We start from the raw sequence: 14,810 nt of genomic DNA, 5'->3' as shown, positions 1-14,810 counted from the left end.
CATGGCTATGGCTACTAACTACGGCGCCAAAACCCGAATCCTGCTGAGCGGCTCGGCCGGGAAGCTCTTCGGGCGCGAGCACATTTACGAGCTTGCCACAGGTGACACGCGGGAAGCGGTGAAGGCGATCGACGTCAACCATCCAGGGTTCGCGAAGTACCTCGCAGACGCAAAACGGAAGGGTCTCGAATTCGCAGTGTTCCGGAATCGAAAGAACGTCGGTGAGAGAGAGCTGCAGATGGGCGGCGCCCGAGAAATTCGCATTGTGCCGGTGATCAGTGGCAGCAAGCGCGCTGGCATGACGCAGACGGTTATCGGCATTGCGCTGGTAGCGATCGCAACGTTCGCTACTGGTGGTTTCGGTGGGTTTGCGGCGGGCGGTGCCTGGGGTGCTGTAGGAGCGGCCGGCGCATCCATGGCCGCCGGCGGCGTGATTCAAATGCTCAGCCCTCAGGCCTCTGGCTTGAAACTCAGCACATCGCCTGAGAACGCCCCTTCCTACGCCTTCGGCAGCGCCAAGAACACCACGGCCAGCGGCAACCCTGTACCGATGTGCATCGGCGAGCGTCGGTGGGGCGGGATCGTAATTTCAGCGTCGATTGTCGCTGAGGACAAAGCGTAAATTTCGCCCGCTGATGATACATTCGCTCGTTTCGAGGAGAAAAGATCATGCAAAGGATTATCGCTGCCGGAGTAATCGCACTAACCCTCGGGGGGTGAGTGCCTCACCTCAGGAGATGAGGGCAGATGGCCCGATGAAAACGTTCACTTCTGCAAAATCTGAGCAGCAGGTTGCCGAGTGCATCCTTTACGCCTGGCAGAATGAATCATTGGCTGGCGTTCATTACAATGTGAGCCTTCAGCCTAAGCCAGGCGGCGGCAGGACTGTGGTCAGTGCGAACTACCGGGAGATGGTCGACGTCACCGTAGGCAATAGCCGAACAAACGTGGATTTCTTCTCCGACAGCAGTATGAGCTGGATATCTGAGCGCCGCGCAGCAAGCGCTAAATCCTGCTTGTAGCGCCGCCGCCCTGCTCACCGTGATGAAAACGCCATAGTGTGTTTAAACCTATGCGCTGCGGCGCTTTACCAGTCCCAAATTACTTGGACTTCACTGCCTTTAGCATCTCGACGAGATTCTTGAAATGCTCAGGATCCAGTGGACTGCTCGCCGTATGGGCCTCAGTCGCTTTACCAAAATAGCTCGATGTTAGACCGGTTCGGATCGCAACTTTACTGTCCTCAGGAAGCAGCTCAATGAACGGACCAATTGAAGCGAGCTCAAGCTCAGTCTGTCTGGCTCTGTCAGCGTTAGTACGGTGCCGAGCTGATTCGCGAGCGGTGTAAACCGCTGGCGAAGTGATAACAATCGCGTAAAACAGGCGGATGAGCACTGATACAGCAGTGTCTTGTGAAAAAGGCTCATGCCAGAACTTGTAAAACGTAGCCAAAGCAATCGCAATGCCGGCCCCAAAAATTATTACAGTCGCCCAGCGCCAAAAGTTTGCGCTCTCTGCCTCAGTGGTGGCTATGCGTTGATAATTCCCGGTCACGCCGATATTGCCTACCACCTGGACTATCTGCGCCGCTTGTTCGCGCTTGTATTCCAACTCCAGTATCAGGGCCTCAGACTGATCACGAATGTCTCTAATACCTTCCTCAACAGCTATTTTATTGATCCGTTGTGCCTCATCGAAAGCCACTTGCCTGGCTGCCTCAGCCACGGTGAATGCGTGCTCAAGCTTGGCTAAGGCTGCCGTAGCCTCAGCGCGCTCACGATTTGCGCTCTCTGTTATTTCAACGAGCTTAGCCTGTAAAACCACAGTCTCTTCGTCTAACTCTACAAGATGTGCAGCTAGAGAATCGCTGGAGTCTGCGACTTGAGCCACGCTGTCCATGGCAAATTTTTGCTGAGCTTGGAGAAGCCCGGGCAGCACATCGACGAGTGTGGCGTGCACATTCGGCGAGAACGCCCACATGCCTTGAAGAATGGAGTTCTCCATGATCGCCGCGGCATTTTCTAGTCGAGTGACATTTTCGTCGTTTAGAAAGACGGTCAGCTCAGCAAGTGGTTGTTGCAGCGCCTCATTAATTGCATACAGCCCCGGAAGACTGGTTAATTCTTCGGGTGTGGTCTTCAGCAAATGCTGCAGCGTCTGAGCGATCGCGAAGATCTTATTACGGGCGTAGGTGTGCGCCTCACTAAATACGACTGGATTTATCGAAAATGCAGGTGAATCTCGCAACTCCAAAAACCGTCGTACGGTGGTGTGTATTGGGTGCTCCCTATAGCCAGAAAAAGACATTCACGCTCCTTTAAAACAGTGCCAGGTGGTTGGTGCTGCCGATAGGATGCAACGCTACTGTTTGGCCATCACTCTGTCTATCGAATCTATGGGTATGCCTGAGCTGATACGCACAAATTCGGCTTTATTCGCCCTCCTCGCTTGATAAGTAACACTCAAAGTGCAACAGCATTAGTAGAACACCTTAACTGATACGGACAGCACATCATGTTCATCCGCGCATACCTCCGAGCATCGACCGAAGAGCAGGACGCCGGCCGCGCCCGGACATCGCTCGAGCAATTCGCCACCGACCACAACAAGGTGATAGCGAGCGTGTATCTGGAGAATGCCAGCGGTGCCTCGGCAGATCGACCTGAACTGCTGCGCCTGCTCAAAGATGCGCGCAAGGGTGACGTCCTGCTGGTGGAATCGATAGATCGCCTCTCGCGCCTTCCCGTGGAAGACTGGCAGAAACTGAAGTCGGCGATCGACTCCAAAGGCCTGCGCATCGTTGCGCTCGACCTGCCGACGAGCCATCAAGGAATTCAGGACACAAAGGGAGACGAGTTCACCGGCCGGATGCTGGGCGCGATAAATTCCATGCTGGTGGAAATGATGGCCGCGATCGCGCGCAAGGATTACGAACAGCGCCGCGAGCGACAGGCTCAAGGCATCGAGAAGGCCAAGGCCGCGGGGAAGTACCAAGGGCGCCCCGTTGATGCTGATCTGCATAGGCGCGTGACCGAACTGCTCAACGCCGGCTTGGGCATCCGTGCTACCGCCCGGCACGCTAATTGTTCAACCACAACCGTGCTTCGCATCAGAGACGCGGCAGCAAGCTGAGATTCCTTGCAACACTTACTTGATATGTACTGATCTGAGTGTGTTGAAGGCGAAGCCATCAAAGTGCTAGCGTCAGATCGACTGCGTCGGAGTGATGACGCGGTAGGCGATGTCTAGGGCGGTTGATTGACTTCCGGCCTACACCTCAAGAGGGCAAGGTCTTGCCTGCGATGGATAACGAAGGAAAGTAATCATGGGTCTTGAGTACAGGGACATGGATGTAGATGTCCGCGCAAATATGGTCAAAGAAGTAAAATTCGATCTGGACAAAGGGACTATCTACACGAGCCCACGGTTGAACGAAGAAGGTATCCGACTTTGGCCTGACACCCTCAAAGAAGCAGCGGGAAACCACTCCGATGTATGGTTAGCGGGTCAAATCCGGGAGCAAAGATTGCTCAAAAGCCATGAAAATCGAGCCAAAGCGAGCGGCGGATTTACCCAAGCACAAATACCGGTTACAGCCCCAGATACCCTTGCAGAAGGTGAGTTCAACCGATTTTATATTAGGGGGCTGTGCCTGAAGGCGCTGGCCGAAGATATCCCTTACCTCATTGCTTACCGAGCGCGGCCATCTGCAACCCCCCGCGCAGAGTCTGAGGCGATAATCGGCAAGAAATTTGATCCGCAACAGTTACTGGATGATCTGCGTGCAACGACCGGTATCGATACCGTTTTGGGTCTGCCTCCTGGTCCGAACTCTGGACTATCAGTAACCATCCCGTAGTTATCGGTCACAAAAAAGCCCCGATCAGGAACAACCGATCGGGGCTTTCTTTTGCCTGTTGCTGCCACCCTGCTGTCACCATTATTCCAGTGAACAGCGATGAATGGCTGTAGGCCTTGAATTATATGGTGTCCCAGGGCAGGTTCGAACTGCCAACCTTCCCCTTAGGAGGGGGATGCTCTATCCAATTGAGCTACTGAGACACTGATTGAAGCGGGCTGTACGCGGCGCGACAGACGGCGTGCATGTTAACGGCCGGCCCCTGTTTTGTCATGTCGTCCGTAGGGCTTTTTAAGTGTAGGCAAGCGCCTTGGAAGATTGCGGGAACTTTTACCGGGCAAATTGCACTACGCGGAAATACGGTCATTGCAGATTGCAATCAGCGTCGCCGGAAAAAACATACCAAACCCTTGTTTTTAAAGGACTTATCAGCCGTTACACTGTTGGCACGGCGACTGCTATGGCTGTTCTATCAAAAAGAACAATTTGGAGCGTCGTGCCATGAACAGCACCCTCTTGCTTGCAAACGCAGCGGCATTGGCCTTCTTGCTCGGATCGCATTTTTTTCCCAAGGCGGACATCGAGCAGCCAGTGGCGCAGCGCATGCCGCATTACTTGCAGGTGCAGAAAGCGCCGCAGTGGGCGGTGCTGAGTGATCGCAGCGATGCCTCTACGCAAATGGTCAGCGAGCCTGAGCTAGCCTCGGCGCCGACCACCGAACGTCTGGTTTTTTGAAATATCTTCAGGAGTACAACATGTCCAAATCAGCGACGGGATTTCTGATCCTCGCTTTACTGAGTGGCGTTACCCATCTGGCGCTGTTCGAGGAGACGGAAGTCACCTTGCCTCTGGTTGGCTGTGGCGTGTTTGCGGTGCTGTTTGTGCTGGCGCTGATTGCAGGGCGCAAGATCAAGTTTGATCCGGTTCTGCGTTGAGCCGGATCAGCTCAAGTAATGCAGAGACAGCTTCAGCAAGATCAACAGAATTTTCGATCTGATGAACGGGGCTGTCGCTGGATCTGCGGTCTTTGAACAGTGCGTTGCGCGCGAGTCTTGCGTCGATTTGCTCAGGGGTTTCCCGGCCACGCTTGAGCAGGCGCTTACGCAGGACCTCATCGTTGACTGTCAGCAGAACCGGCACCAGCGTTGGATATTTCTCCATTGCTTGACGCAGGTTCGCTCTCGACCCGTTAACCAATACGTGCCGGCCCGCTTGCAACCATTCATCCATTTCCCTTGGAATGCCGTAAGAGAGGCCGTTGGCTTGCCAGGCTAAGGAAAAAGCGCCAGCGTGCTGTCGCCGGTCGAACTCTTCAGGCGTCACGCCGATTGCATCTTCGCCGACTGACTCCGCCGATCGGGTAATCACCCGGCGCATCACTTCACAGTTCAACTCACGCAGTGGCTCACGCGCTGCTTCGATCAGGCTGTCCTTGCCCGAACCGGACGGCCCCATCAGGTAAAAAAGCTTGCCATCCATCCCGAAAACGCCCTCCGACGGGTCCTGCCTCTAGTAAATCGGCAAATTGCCACTATCCTGTACACATAGGGATCAAGAATAGCGAGCCGCATAGCATGCACGTTCTAAGGTCTTCGGACATCAACAGATGTGCATGCGAAAGCGGGCAGCGATACGGAAGGATCGAAAGTTTTCCAACCAGTCCGCATTTCTGACAACTGGTGCTGGCATTACGCCTTTACCCGGCTCAATATTTGTCACAGAATTGACGCCAATGATCTGGCAATTTTGAGGCATGATGCCGGCCTCTTAACAATTCAGGTTGAACCAATTGGTCCGGATGCTTGTCCTACCACACATCCTGCGGCCAATCCCGAGAACCGCTCCCCTGAACTAACCGGTTAAATATATGCGCCCATTGAAACAGGCAATTTATTCCAGCCGTACGGCTGACAAGTTTGTCGTACGTCTGCCAGACGGAATGCGTGAACGCATTGCCGAGGTGGCTCGCAATCATCATCGCAGCATGAACTCCGAGATCATTGCGCGCCTTGAGCAGAGTCTTATTCAGGAAGGCGCACTGGGCGAAGAGCTGAGCATGCGCCTGGACAGCCCGGAGCTGTCGCTGCACGAGCGCGAGCTGTTGCAGCGCTTCCGTCAGCTGTCGCACCGTCAGCAGAACGCCCTGGTGTCGCTGATCGCCCACGACGCTGAAATGGCCGCAGACGCGTCCTGAGTTATACCGAACATATTGAAGCCAGCATGATTGCTGGCTTTTTTTTGCCCGCGATATGACAGATGGCCGCTTGGCAATGGAGTGTGGCGAGGGGATTTATCCCCGCTGGGCTGCATGGCAGCCCCAAAAACAATGGGACTGCTGCGCAGTCCAGCGGGGATAAATCCCCTCGCCACCGTTACTTGTACTTGCGCCCGTATTTGTTTGGCAGGCACAAAAAAGCCCGTCGATTTGACGGGCTTTTCATTGCACAAGGTCAGAGCAGGAAGATTGTCGCCAACCCGAGGAAGATGAAGAAGCCACCGCTGTCGGTCATTGCGGTGATCATCACACTGGCACCCATCGCCGGATCGCGGCCCATCTTCGCCAGCGTCATCGGAATCAACACCCCCATCAACGCCGCCAGCAACAGGTTGAGTGTCATCGCCGCCGTCATTACCACGCCGAGTGACCAACTGCCGTAGAGCATGTACGCGACCACACCGATCACCCCGCCCCAGACCAGACCATTGATCAAACCGACCGCCAGCTCTTTGCGCATCAAGCGCGAAGTGTTGCCGGTGCTGACCTGATCCAGCGCCATGGCGCGCACGATCATGGTGATGGTCTGGTTACCGGAGTTGCCACCGATACCCGCCACGATCGGCATGAGCGCCGCCAGTGCCACCAATTTCTCGATCGAACCTTCGAACAGACCGATCACCCGCGATGCCACAAATGCAGTGATCAGGTTCACCGCCAGCCACGCCCAACGGTTACGCAGGGATTTCCACACGGAGGCGAAGATATCTTCCTCTTCGCGCAGACCGGCCATGTTGAGGACTTCGCTTTCGCTTTCCTCACGGATCAGGTCGACCATTTCATCGATGGTCAGACGCCCGATCAGCTTGCCGTTCTTGTCGACCACCGGCGCGGAGATCAAGTCGTAACGCTCGAACGCCTGAGCAGCGTCGTAGGCGTCTTCGTCCGGGTGGAAGCTCACCGGATCGCTGGCCATCACTTCCGCGACCTGCTTCTCCGGATCGTTGACCAGCAGACGTTTGATAGGCAGCACGCCCTTGAGCACGCCGTCGTAATCGACCACGAACAATTTATCGGTATGACCGGGCAGCTCTTTGAGGCGACGCAGATAGCGCAGAACCACTTCAAGGCTGACGTCCTCACGGATCGTCACCATCTCGAAGTCCATCAGCGCACCGACCTGATCCTCGTCATAGGACAGCGCCGAGCGCACGCGTTCGCGCTGCTGGTTATCCAGACTCTCCATCAGCTCATGGACAACGTCTCGCGGCAGCTCGGAGGCCAGGTCAGCGAGTTCGTCGGCGTCCATGTCCTTGGCGGCAGCCAGGAGCTCGTGATCGTCCATGTCGGCGATCAGCGTTTCACGGACGGAATCGGATACTTCGAGAAGAATGTCGCCGTCGCGGTCGGCCTTGACCAGTTGCCAGAGCGTCAGGCGATCGTCCAGCGGCAAGGCTTCGAGAATGTAGGCGACGTCGGCGGAGTGCAGATCATCGAGCTTGCGTTGCAGCTCGACGAGGTTTTGCCGGTGAACCAGGTTTTCCACGCGGTCGTGGTGCGGACCTTCCTGGCGATGAGTCAGGTCTTCAACGACACGCTGGCGCTGCAGCAACTCGACGACCTGAGCCAGGCGGTCCTGCAGGCTTTCCTGTGTTTTCTTTACTTCGATTTCGGACATAGGCGAACTCCACTCCCAGCAGCGGGGCACGCCGGAAGGATCAATCAGTCAATTCATGATTGGTGAAACGGTTTACTGAACAACTACTGGGTAAGTCCATGGAGGTTTTCCATAAGCCCCGGCGGGGCTGACGGGCGCAATGATACACGCCTGACGGTTTAAAACGTTGAAAAAATCACGGCTGAAACAAGCGCTTGCGAAACAAACCTGAGCGCCTGCCTGACCCGTGCAAATGCGACGACTCATCTTGAAAAGAAAACACACCGGCAATGCAAAAAGCAGCGACTACCCTTGAGCTTAGATCGTCATGGAGGACATCGAATGCCAGCAAAACCAGCGCTTTTTCTACTGACCGCCCTGCTCCACTTCACGCCTGCCAACGCCACTACACTTCATCGTTGCCAGGCCGCTGACGGCCGCCTCACGTTCACGTCGATGAGCTGCGCAACTGGCGAGCAACTCTCAATTCAGGAGGTCCACCCGTATTCCCCCGGCTGGGTCGCGATCATGCCGGAGTTCAATCACGAAGCAGTGACCGGTATGAAAGACAGCGGACACGAACCGGGCATCGTCAGCGGCACTGAACATAAATGTGGAAACCTGATCGACAACAGACAGCGGCGCGAAGCGATCATCAACCGCCGAGTGATTGCCGGCATGAGTCAGCGGGACGTCGAAAGCGCGCTGGGCAAACCGGACAAGATCAACACCCGCACATCGACCACGAGCTATCGTTACGACCTCAAGCGAGGCCGCAGTGCTCAAATTGATTTTGATGAAAGAGGCTGCGTGAAGGGAAAAGCCAAATCCCGGACAGCAAAAAGCCCGCGTTAAACGCGGGCTTCTTGGTATATGGTGCACTCGACAGGATTCGAACCTGTGACCGCTCGGTTCGTAGCCGAGTACTCTATCCAGCTGAGCTACGAGTGCATTTTGTGTTTTTAAACCAGACCACAACTGGCTGAAGCCGAGTTACTCACCTTACAGCAAATAACTCTTAAATGGTGCACTCGACAGGATTCGAACCTGTGACCGCTCGGTTCGTAGCCGAGTACTCTATCCAGCTGAGCTACGAGTGCATTTGTTGCCGCGCATTATAGGCCGTCTAATCTCTATGTCAAACACTTTTTCTAGTAATTTCAACAACTTACAGAAGAAGCCAGATTACGACGTACTAAGCAAATAATGGCGGAGAACGGGGGATTCGAACCCCCGACACCCTTTTGAGGTGTACTCCCTTAGCAGGGGAGCGCCTTCGGCCACTCGGCCAGCTCTCCGCAACACGGGGCGTATATTAACCAGCTTCTTCCCCGTTTGCAAACATAAAAATCGATAAAAATTAATGGCTTGGTTCTTCGTCCTTCTCTTTCTTTATACGCAGGTAAATTTCCTCACGGTGCACCGCAACCTCTTTCGGAGCGTTGACGCCGATACGCACCTGGTTTCCTTTGACGCCGAGCACGGTCACGGTGATTTCGCCGTCACCGATAATCAGGCTTTCCGCGCACCGACGAGTCAGAATCAGCATACCTTTCTCCTTACGCCATTCATTTCAGGGACAACAGTCTGCAAAAAAAAGGCACCCGACCTACAACCGCAGCGATCGTAGCCCTACATGCCTGAGTATTGACCAGCGCGAGCAAAAGAACAGTTCCGGGGCTCGCGCCATTCAAAAATAAAGGGCGCGGTCAGACCGCGCCCTTCACAGAAGCGGATTACTCGCCCTGACGGGCCGGAGCATCCAGTTCGAAAGCCGTGTGCAGCGCGCGCACGGCCAGTTCCAGGTACTTCTCTTCGATCACTACGGAAACCTTGATTTCCGAAGTCGAGATCATCTGGATGTTGATGCTTTCTTTTGCCAGGGATTCGAACATGCGGCTGGCCACGCCTGCGTGAGAACGCATGCCGACGCCGACGATCGAGACCTTGGCGATCTTGGTGTCGCCAACCACTTCACGGGCACCGATTTCGCGAGCGGTGTTTTCCAGCACGGTCTGTGCAGCCTGGTAGTCGTTGCGGTGCACGGTGAAGGTGAAGTCGGTGGTGTTATCGTGCGCGACGTTCTGCACGATCATGTCGACTTCGATGTTCGCGGCACTGATCGGGCCGAGAATCTTGAACGCCACGCCCGGGGTGTCTGGCACGCCACGGATGGTCAGCTTGGCTTCATCGCGGTTGAAAGCGATGCCGGAAATGATCGGCTGTTCCATGGTTTCCTCTTCATCAATAGTAATGAGGGTGCCCGGACCCTCCTTGAAGCTGTGCAGTACGCGCAGCGGAACGTTGTACTTGCCGGCGAATTCCACCGCACGGATCTGCAGGACCTTGGAACCGAGGCTGGCCATTTCCAGCATCTCTTCGAAGGTGATCTTGTCCAGACGCTGAGCGACCGGCACCACACGCGGGTCGGTGGTGTAGACACCGTCGACGTCGGTGTAGATCTGGCATTCATCCGCTTTCAAGGCCGCAGCCAGTGCCACGCCGGTGGTATCGGAACCGCCGCGACCGAGGGTGGTGATGTTGCCGTGCTCGTCGACACCCTGGAAACCGGCGACAACCACCACGCGACCAGCCTTCAGATCACCGCGAATCTTCTGGTCATCAATCTGCAAGATACGCGCTTTATTGTGCGCACTGTCGGTCAGGATCCGCACCTGATTACCGGTGTACGACACCGCCGGCACACCGCGCTTGATCAGCGCCATGGCCAACAGGGCAATCGTCACCTGCTCACCGGTGGAGACGATCACGTCCAGCTCGCGCGGAACCGGTTGCGCCTCGCCACTGATTTGCTTGGCCAGATCGATCAGACGGTTGGTTTCGCCGCTCATTGCAGACAGCACAACCACCAGGTCATCGCCGGCATCGCGGAATTTCTTAACCTTGTCGGCGACCTGCTCGATTCTCTCGACAGTGCCGACCGAGGTGCCTCCAAATTTCTGTACGATCAAAGCCATTTCAAAGCCGCCTCTGCCCATGAAGGGCGCCCAATAATCTTTCGAACAGTCGCCAGGCCCGCCACTAGACTGCGGGCCTGGCGAGCCGTCTTATAAAGCCTGCTCGACGAATGGAACGGTCAGCGCGAGTGCGCCATCCAGCGCAGCGGCATCGACACCACCGCCCTGCGCCATGTCCGGACGACCACCGCCCTTCCCGCCCACTGCCGCAGCAGCCTGTTTCATCAAATCACCGGCTTTGAGTTGGCCAGTCAGGTCCTTGGTTACGCCTGCAACCAGTACGACCTTTTCCTCATGGACACCGCCGAGCAGGATCACTGCGCGGCCGAGTTTGTTTTTCAGCTGATCGACCAGCGCCAGCAGCGCCTTGCCATCCTGACCGTCCAGACGGGCAGCCAGCACCTTCACATCCTTGACGTCCACCGCCGAGGCCGACAGATCGTCGCCCGCAGCGCTGGCTGCCTTGGCCTGCAACTGCTCGAGTTGTTTCTCCAGCAGACGGTTGCGCTCCAGTACCGCCGAGAGCTTGTCGATCAGGTTGTCGCGGCTGCCCTTGACCAGGCTGGCCGCTTCCTTGAGTTGTTCTTCCGCCGCGTTCAAGTAGGCCAGCGCCGCAGCACCGGTGACTGCCTCGATACGACGCACGCCCGATGCCACACCGCCTTCGCTGATGATTTTCAGCAGGCCGATGTCGCCGGTACGGTTGGCGTGGATACCGCCGCACAGTTCGACCGAGAAGTCGCCCATGCTCAGCACGCGCACGCTGTCGCCGTACTTCTCGCCGAACAGCGCCATGGCGCCTTTGTTCTTCGCGGTTTCGATGTCGGTTTCTTCGGTTTCAACGGCGGAGTTCTTGCGAATCTCGGCGTTGACGATGTCTTCCAGCTGCTTGATCTGCTCTGGCTTGATTGCTTCGAAGTGGCTGAAGTCGAAACGCAGGCGCTGACTGTCGACCAACGAACCTTTCTGCTGCACATGCTCGCCCAGCACCTGACGCAGCGCGGCGTGCAGCAAGTGAGTAGCCGAGTGGTTCAGCGCGGTGGCGTGACGTACTTCGGCGTCGACGTGAGTTTCCACCGGTGCGCCGATGGTCAGACTGCCCGAGGCCAGCACACCGTGGTGCAGGAATGCGCCGCCGGTCTTGGTGGTATCGCGCACGTCGAAGCGGCTGCTGCCGGCCTGAATGAAACCGCAGTCGCCGATCTGGCCACCGGATTCGGCGTAGAACGGCGTCTGGTTGAGCACGATCACGCCTTCCTGACCTTCGCTCAGCACGTCGACCGACTGACCATCCTTATAGATGGCAACGATTTTCGCCGAGCCGCTGGTGGCGGCGTAACCGGTGAACTCGGTGGCCACGTCGACCTTGACCAGGGTGTTGTAGTCCAGACCGAACGAGCTGGCCGAACGCGCGCGAACACGCTGCGCTTCCATCTCGCGCTCGAAGCCGGCTTCGTCAACGGTCAAGCCGCGTTCGCGGGCGATGTCGGCGGTCAGGTCCATCGGGAAGCCGTAGGTGTCGTAGAGTTTGAACACCACGTCGCCCGGCACCACGGTGCCTTTGAGTTCGGCCAGATCCTGCTCGAGGATTTTCAGGCCGTGCTCCAGGGTCTTGGAGAACTGCTCTTCTTCAGCCTTGAGGACGCGCTCGATGTTGCTTTGCTGCTTCTTCAGTTCCGGGAAGGCTTCGCCCATTTCGGCGACCAGCGCCGCGACGATCTTGTAGAAAAAGCTGCCGGTGGCGCCGAGCTTGTTGCCGTGACGGCAGGCGCGACGGATGATCCGGCGCAGCACGTAACCGCGACCTTCGTTGGACGGCAGTACGCCGTCGGCGATCAGGAAACCGCAGGAACGGATGTGGTCGGAAACGACTTTGAGCGACGACTGATCGCCGTTTTCGCAGCCGATCGCTTCAGCCGAAGCCTTGAGCAGGTTCTTGAACAGGTCGATGTCGTAGTTGGAGTTGACGTGCTGCATCACCGCACTGATCCGCTCCAGGCCCATGCCGGTGTCCACCGACGGCGCTGGCAACGGATGCAACACGCCATCGGCGGTGCGGTTGAACTGCATGAACACGTTGTTCCAGATCTCGATGTAGCGGTCGCCATCTTCTTCCGGCGAGCCCGGCGGGCCGCCCCAGATGTGCTCGCCGTGATCGTAGAAAATCTCGGTGCACGGGCCGCACGGGCCGGTATCGCCCATGGTCCAGAAGTTATCGGAAGCGTACGGCGCACCCTTGTTGTCGCCGATGCGGATCATGCGCTCGGCCGGCACACCGATTTTCTGTGTCCAGATGTCATACGCTTCGTCGTCGGTGGCGTAGACGGTGACCCAGAGCTTTTCCTTCGGCAGCTTGAGCACGCCAGTGAGGAAGGTCCAGGCGAAGGTGATCGCGTCGTGCTTGAAGTAGTCGCCGAAGCTGAAGTTACCGAGCATTTCGAAGAACGTGTGGTGACGCGCGGTATAACCGACGTTTTCCAGGTCACTGTTCTTGCCGCCGGCGCGCACGCATTTCTGGCTGCTGGTGGCACGGGTGTACGCACGTTTTTCCTGGCCCAGGAAGCAGTCCTTGAACTGGTTCATCCCCGCGTTGGTGAACAGCAGGGTTGGGTCGTTGCCCGGAATCAAAGAGCTGGAGGCTACACGGGTGTGGCCTTGCTCTTCGAAGAAGCGAAGGAAGGCTTCACGGATTTCTGCGCTTTTCATTAGGTTCTTCCACGGAGGCTGCGGCCAAAGGCCTGTTCGAAACGTCATGAGACGAAGCGACGGCAAAGGGCCGCATTATATCGGCCCTGCGCGCGGGGTACAGCGTGTTTATACGATAGAAACGGTCAATTGGACGGCTGACGCTGTCACTTGCGTGAAAACTCGACGAATGTCGCGATCACTTGCTCGATTTGCGCGCGGCTGACGTCCATGTGCGTGACCATGCGCAAGCGCGCAGCGGCGCTGAGCCTGATCCCGCGTTCGCCGGCAAAGTCCTTGAGTGCTGCGGCCCTGTCGCCCATTTGCACATAAACCATGTTGGTTTGCACGGGTTCGACGATGAAACCGGCCTCACGCAGACCATCGGCAAGTAACTGTGCATTGGCGTGGTCATCCCCCAGCCGTTCGACGTGATGATCCAGCGCGTACAAGCCAGCCGCCGCGAGCAACCCGGCCTGACGCATGCCGCCACCGACCATTTTGCGCAAACGCCGCGCCTTGCCGATCAGTTGCTCGGAACCGCACAGCACCGAACCGACCGGTGCGCCGAGGCCTTTGGACAGGCACACCGACACCGAATCGAAATGCTGGGTGATCTCCCGGGCATCGACGCCAAGCTTGACCGCCGCGTTGTACAGCCGCGCGCCGTCCAGGTGCAATTGCAGGCCGTGTTCCTGAGTAAAGCGTCGCGCGCGCGCCAGATATTCCAGCGGCAGCACTTTGCCCTGCATGGTGTTTTCCAGCGCCAGCAAACGCGTGCGGGCGAAATGGAAATCGTCCGGTTTGATCGCGGCGGCGACCTGATCCAGATCCAGCGAACCGTCGGCCTGCACCTCCAGCGGCTGCGGCTGAATCGAGCCGAGCACCGCCGCCCCGCCACCTTCGTACTTGTAGGTGTGCGCCTGCTGACCGACGATGTATTCGTCGCCACGCTCGCAGTGCGCCATCAGGCCGAGCAGGTTGCTCATGGTCCCGGTCGGCACGAACAACGCGGCGGCAAAGCCCAGGCGCTTGGCCAGTTCGGCCTCGAGGCGATTGACCGTCGGATCTTCGCCGTACACATCGTCGCCGGTGTCCGCTGCGGTCATCGCGTCGAGCATGGCGGGAGTCGGTTGGGTGACGGTGTCGCTGCGAAGATCGATAACGCTCATGAACCTGGCCTCTGATCAGATGGGGAAATCCCTTTGTGAAGTGGGATTACTGCGGTCATCGCGCAGATTAATCAACCCTTGAACGCGGAAAAACCCCATTCTTCCTCGAGCAGACAAAGCCCATGTGGGAGCGAGCCTGCTCGCGAGAGCGGAGTAACAGTCAGCATCTTCGTTGAATGTGAAGCCGCTTTCGCGAGCGGGCTCGCTCCCGCAGTGTCATGTGCATGGCCGGGAAATATGTGTT

15 protein-coding genes and 4 tRNA genes are annotated in these 14,810 nt (G+C 57.2%); 8 read left to right on the top strand and 11 right to left on the bottom strand.

Annotated features, from left to right (window positions below; translation table 11 throughout):
* Position 1: 1 nt before the first annotated feature.
* Both ACV8MC_RS13720 and ACV8MC_RS13715 read left to right on the top strand, forming a co-directional pair.
* Positions 2 to 622 carry a tail assembly protein gene (locus tag ACV8MC_RS13720; RefSeq protein ID WP_457262307.1) on the top strand — a complete coding sequence of 207 codons (621 nt, stop codon included), beginning with the start codon at positions 2 to 4 and terminating at the stop codon, positions 620 to 622.
* Positions 623 to 755: 133 nt separating this feature from the next.
* Positions 756 to 1,022 (top strand): hypothetical protein, encoded by a 267-nt coding sequence (locus tag ACV8MC_RS13715; RefSeq protein ID WP_457262306.1) that lies wholly within the window; start codon positions 756 to 758, stop codon positions 1,020 to 1,022.
* A 79-nt stretch (positions 1,023 to 1,101) separates the two neighbouring features.
* Here ACV8MC_RS13715 and ACV8MC_RS13710 read toward each other — a convergent pair whose 3' ends face one another.
* Positions 1,102 to 2,307 carry a hypothetical protein gene (locus ACV8MC_RS13710; RefSeq protein ID WP_457262305.1) on the bottom strand — a complete coding sequence of 402 codons (1,206 nt, stop codon included), beginning with the start codon at positions 2,305 to 2,307 and terminating at the stop codon, positions 1,102 to 1,104.
* 207 nt (positions 2,308 to 2,514) lie between these two features.
* Between ACV8MC_RS13710 and ACV8MC_RS13705 the strand changes: the two genes are divergently transcribed.
* The gene (locus ACV8MC_RS13705; RefSeq protein WP_457262304.1) at positions 2,515 to 3,132 is read left to right on the top strand and encodes a recombinase family protein; all 618 of its coding nucleotides are present in this window, start codon (positions 2,515 to 2,517) and stop codon (positions 3,130 to 3,132) included.
* Positions 3,133 to 3,325: 193 nt separating this feature from the next.
* Positions 3,326 to 3,859, top strand: coding sequence for a hypothetical protein (locus ACV8MC_RS13700; protein ID WP_243240902.1), 534 nt, complete (start codon positions 3,326 to 3,328; stop codon positions 3,857 to 3,859).
* A gap of 126 nt (positions 3,860 to 3,985) precedes the next feature.
* Here ACV8MC_RS13700 and ACV8MC_RS13695 read toward each other — a convergent pair.
* Positions 3,986 to 4,062: transfer RNA gene (locus ACV8MC_RS13695), tRNA-Arg, on the bottom strand.
* A gap of 298 nt (positions 4,063 to 4,360) precedes the next feature.
* On the opposite strand from ACV8MC_RS13695, the gene ACV8MC_RS13690 reads away from it, so the two are divergent.
* Positions 4,361 to 4,594: a hypothetical protein gene (locus ACV8MC_RS13690; protein WP_056788077.1), complete on the top strand. Its 234-nt coding sequence runs from the start codon at positions 4,361 to 4,363 to the stop codon at positions 4,592 to 4,594.
* 20 nt (positions 4,595 to 4,614) lie between these two features.
* Positions 4,615 to 4,794, top strand: coding sequence for a PA3371 family protein (locus ACV8MC_RS13685; protein WP_016773599.1), 180 nt, complete (start codon positions 4,615 to 4,617; stop codon positions 4,792 to 4,794).
* On the opposite strand, the gene phnN is transcribed toward ACV8MC_RS13685, so the two are convergent.
* A complete protein-coding gene (phnN, locus tag ACV8MC_RS13680) occupies positions 4,769 to 5,338 on the bottom strand; it encodes a phosphonate metabolism protein/1,5-bisphosphokinase (PRPP-forming) PhnN (protein ID WP_056788074.1) in 570 nt (189 codons plus the stop codon). The two genes, ACV8MC_RS13685 and phnN, sit on opposite strands and share 26 nt — an antisense overlap.
* Before the next feature lie 388 nt (positions 5,339 to 5,726).
* On the opposite strand from phnN, the gene ACV8MC_RS13675 reads away from it, so the two are divergent.
* Positions 5,727 to 6,053 (top strand): Arc family DNA-binding protein, encoded by a 327-nt coding sequence (locus ACV8MC_RS13675; RefSeq protein WP_003178899.1) that lies wholly within the window; start codon positions 5,727 to 5,729, stop codon positions 6,051 to 6,053.
* A 256-nt stretch (positions 6,054 to 6,309) separates the two neighbouring features.
* On the opposite strand, the gene mgtE is transcribed toward ACV8MC_RS13675, so the two are convergent.
* Positions 6,310 to 7,752 carry a magnesium transporter gene (gene mgtE, locus ACV8MC_RS13670; RefSeq protein WP_016773597.1) on the bottom strand — a complete coding sequence of 481 codons (1,443 nt, stop codon included), beginning with the start codon at positions 7,750 to 7,752 and terminating at the stop codon, positions 6,310 to 6,312.
* 321 nt (positions 7,753 to 8,073) lie between these two features.
* Between mgtE and ACV8MC_RS13665 the strand changes: the two genes are divergently transcribed.
* Positions 8,074 to 8,586 carry a cell envelope protein SmpA gene (locus ACV8MC_RS13665; RefSeq protein WP_457262303.1) on the top strand — a complete coding sequence of 171 codons (513 nt, stop codon included), beginning with the start codon at positions 8,074 to 8,076 and terminating at the stop codon, positions 8,584 to 8,586.
* A gap of 19 nt (positions 8,587 to 8,605) precedes the next feature.
* Here ACV8MC_RS13665 and ACV8MC_RS13660 read toward each other — a convergent pair.
* The 7 genes from ACV8MC_RS13660 to ltaE form a co-directional block, all read right to left on the bottom strand.
* A tRNA-Arg gene (locus tag ACV8MC_RS13660) sits at positions 8,606 to 8,682 on the bottom strand.
* A 72-nt stretch (positions 8,683 to 8,754) separates the two neighbouring features.
* Positions 8,755 to 8,831, bottom strand: a tRNA-Arg gene (locus ACV8MC_RS13655).
* Between the two features lie 107 nt (positions 8,832 to 8,938).
* Positions 8,939 to 9,029: transfer RNA gene (locus tag ACV8MC_RS13650), tRNA-Ser, on the bottom strand.
* A 62-nt stretch (positions 9,030 to 9,091) separates the two neighbouring features.
* The gene (gene csrA, locus ACV8MC_RS13645) at positions 9,092 to 9,280 is read right to left on the bottom strand and encodes a carbon storage regulator CsrA (RefSeq protein WP_002554426.1); all 189 of its coding nucleotides are present in this window, start codon (positions 9,278 to 9,280) and stop codon (positions 9,092 to 9,094) included.
* 187 nt (positions 9,281 to 9,467) lie between these two features.
* On the bottom strand, positions 9,468 to 10,709 hold the full coding sequence (locus ACV8MC_RS13640) for an aspartate kinase (RefSeq protein ID WP_016773595.1): 1,242 nt from the start codon (positions 10,707 to 10,709) through the stop codon (positions 9,468 to 9,470).
* Positions 10,710 to 10,799: 90 nt separating this feature from the next.
* A complete protein-coding gene (alaS, locus tag ACV8MC_RS13635) occupies positions 10,800 to 13,415 on the bottom strand; it encodes an alanine--tRNA ligase (RefSeq protein ID WP_056788068.1) in 2,616 nt (871 codons plus the stop codon).
* A gap of 146 nt (positions 13,416 to 13,561) precedes the next feature.
* Positions 13,562 to 14,566 carry a low-specificity L-threonine aldolase gene (ltaE, locus tag ACV8MC_RS13630; RefSeq protein WP_457262302.1) on the bottom strand — a complete coding sequence of 335 codons (1,005 nt, stop codon included), beginning with the start codon at positions 14,564 to 14,566 and terminating at the stop codon, positions 13,562 to 13,564.
* Positions 14,567 to 14,810 lie beyond the last annotated feature (244 nt).

This window comes from Pseudomonas sp. PK-RTE-24 (assembly GCF_054052265.1).
Note: the sequence above shows the minus strand (reverse complement) of the source record. Positions and strands in the feature narration are given on the sequence as shown.

Coding starts and splice junctions, on each gene's coding strand:
- ACV8MC_RS13685 (WP_016773599.1), top strand. CDS start 4,615: ATGTCCAAATCAGCGACGGGATTTCTGATCCTCGCTTTACTGAGTGGC.
- ACV8MC_RS13640 (WP_016773595.1), bottom strand. CDS start 10,709: ATGGCTTTGATCGTACAGAAATTTGGAGGCACCTCGGTCGGCACTGTC.
- ACV8MC_RS13710 (WP_457262305.1), bottom strand. CDS start 2,307: ATGTCTTTTTCTGGCTATAGGGAGCACCCAATACACACCACCGTACGA.
- ACV8MC_RS13705 (WP_457262304.1), top strand. CDS start 2,515: ATGTTCATCCGCGCATACCTCCGAGCATCGACCGAAGAGCAGGACGCC.
- ACV8MC_RS13690 (WP_056788077.1), top strand. CDS start 4,361: ATGAACAGCACCCTCTTGCTTGCAAACGCAGCGGCATTGGCCTTCTTG.
- ACV8MC_RS13700 (WP_243240902.1), top strand. CDS start 3,326: ATGGGTCTTGAGTACAGGGACATGGATGTAGATGTCCGCGCAAATATG.
- alaS (WP_056788068.1), bottom strand. CDS start 13,415: ATGAAAAGCGCAGAAATCCGTGAAGCCTTCCTTCGCTTCTTCGAAGAG.
- ltaE (WP_457262302.1), bottom strand. CDS start 14,566: ATGAGCGTTATCGATCTTCGCAGCGACACCGTCACCCAACCGACTCCC.
- ACV8MC_RS13720 (WP_457262307.1), top strand. CDS start 2: ATGGCTATGGCTACTAACTACGGCGCCAAAACCCGAATCCTGCTGAGC.
- ACV8MC_RS13675 (WP_003178899.1), top strand. CDS start 5,727: ATGCGCCCATTGAAACAGGCAATTTATTCCAGCCGTACGGCTGACAAG.
- phnN (WP_056788074.1), bottom strand. CDS start 5,338: ATGGATGGCAAGCTTTTTTACCTGATGGGGCCGTCCGGTTCGGGCAAG.
- ACV8MC_RS13715 (WP_457262306.1), top strand. CDS start 756: ATGAAAACGTTCACTTCTGCAAAATCTGAGCAGCAGGTTGCCGAGTGC.
- csrA (WP_002554426.1), bottom strand. CDS start 9,280: ATGCTGATTCTGACTCGTCGGTGCGCGGAAAGCCTGATTATCGGTGAC.
- mgtE (WP_016773597.1), bottom strand. CDS start 7,752: ATGTCCGAAATCGAAGTAAAGAAAACACAGGAAAGCCTGCAGGACCGC.
- ACV8MC_RS13665 (WP_457262303.1), top strand. CDS start 8,074: ATGCCAGCAAAACCAGCGCTTTTTCTACTGACCGCCCTGCTCCACTTC.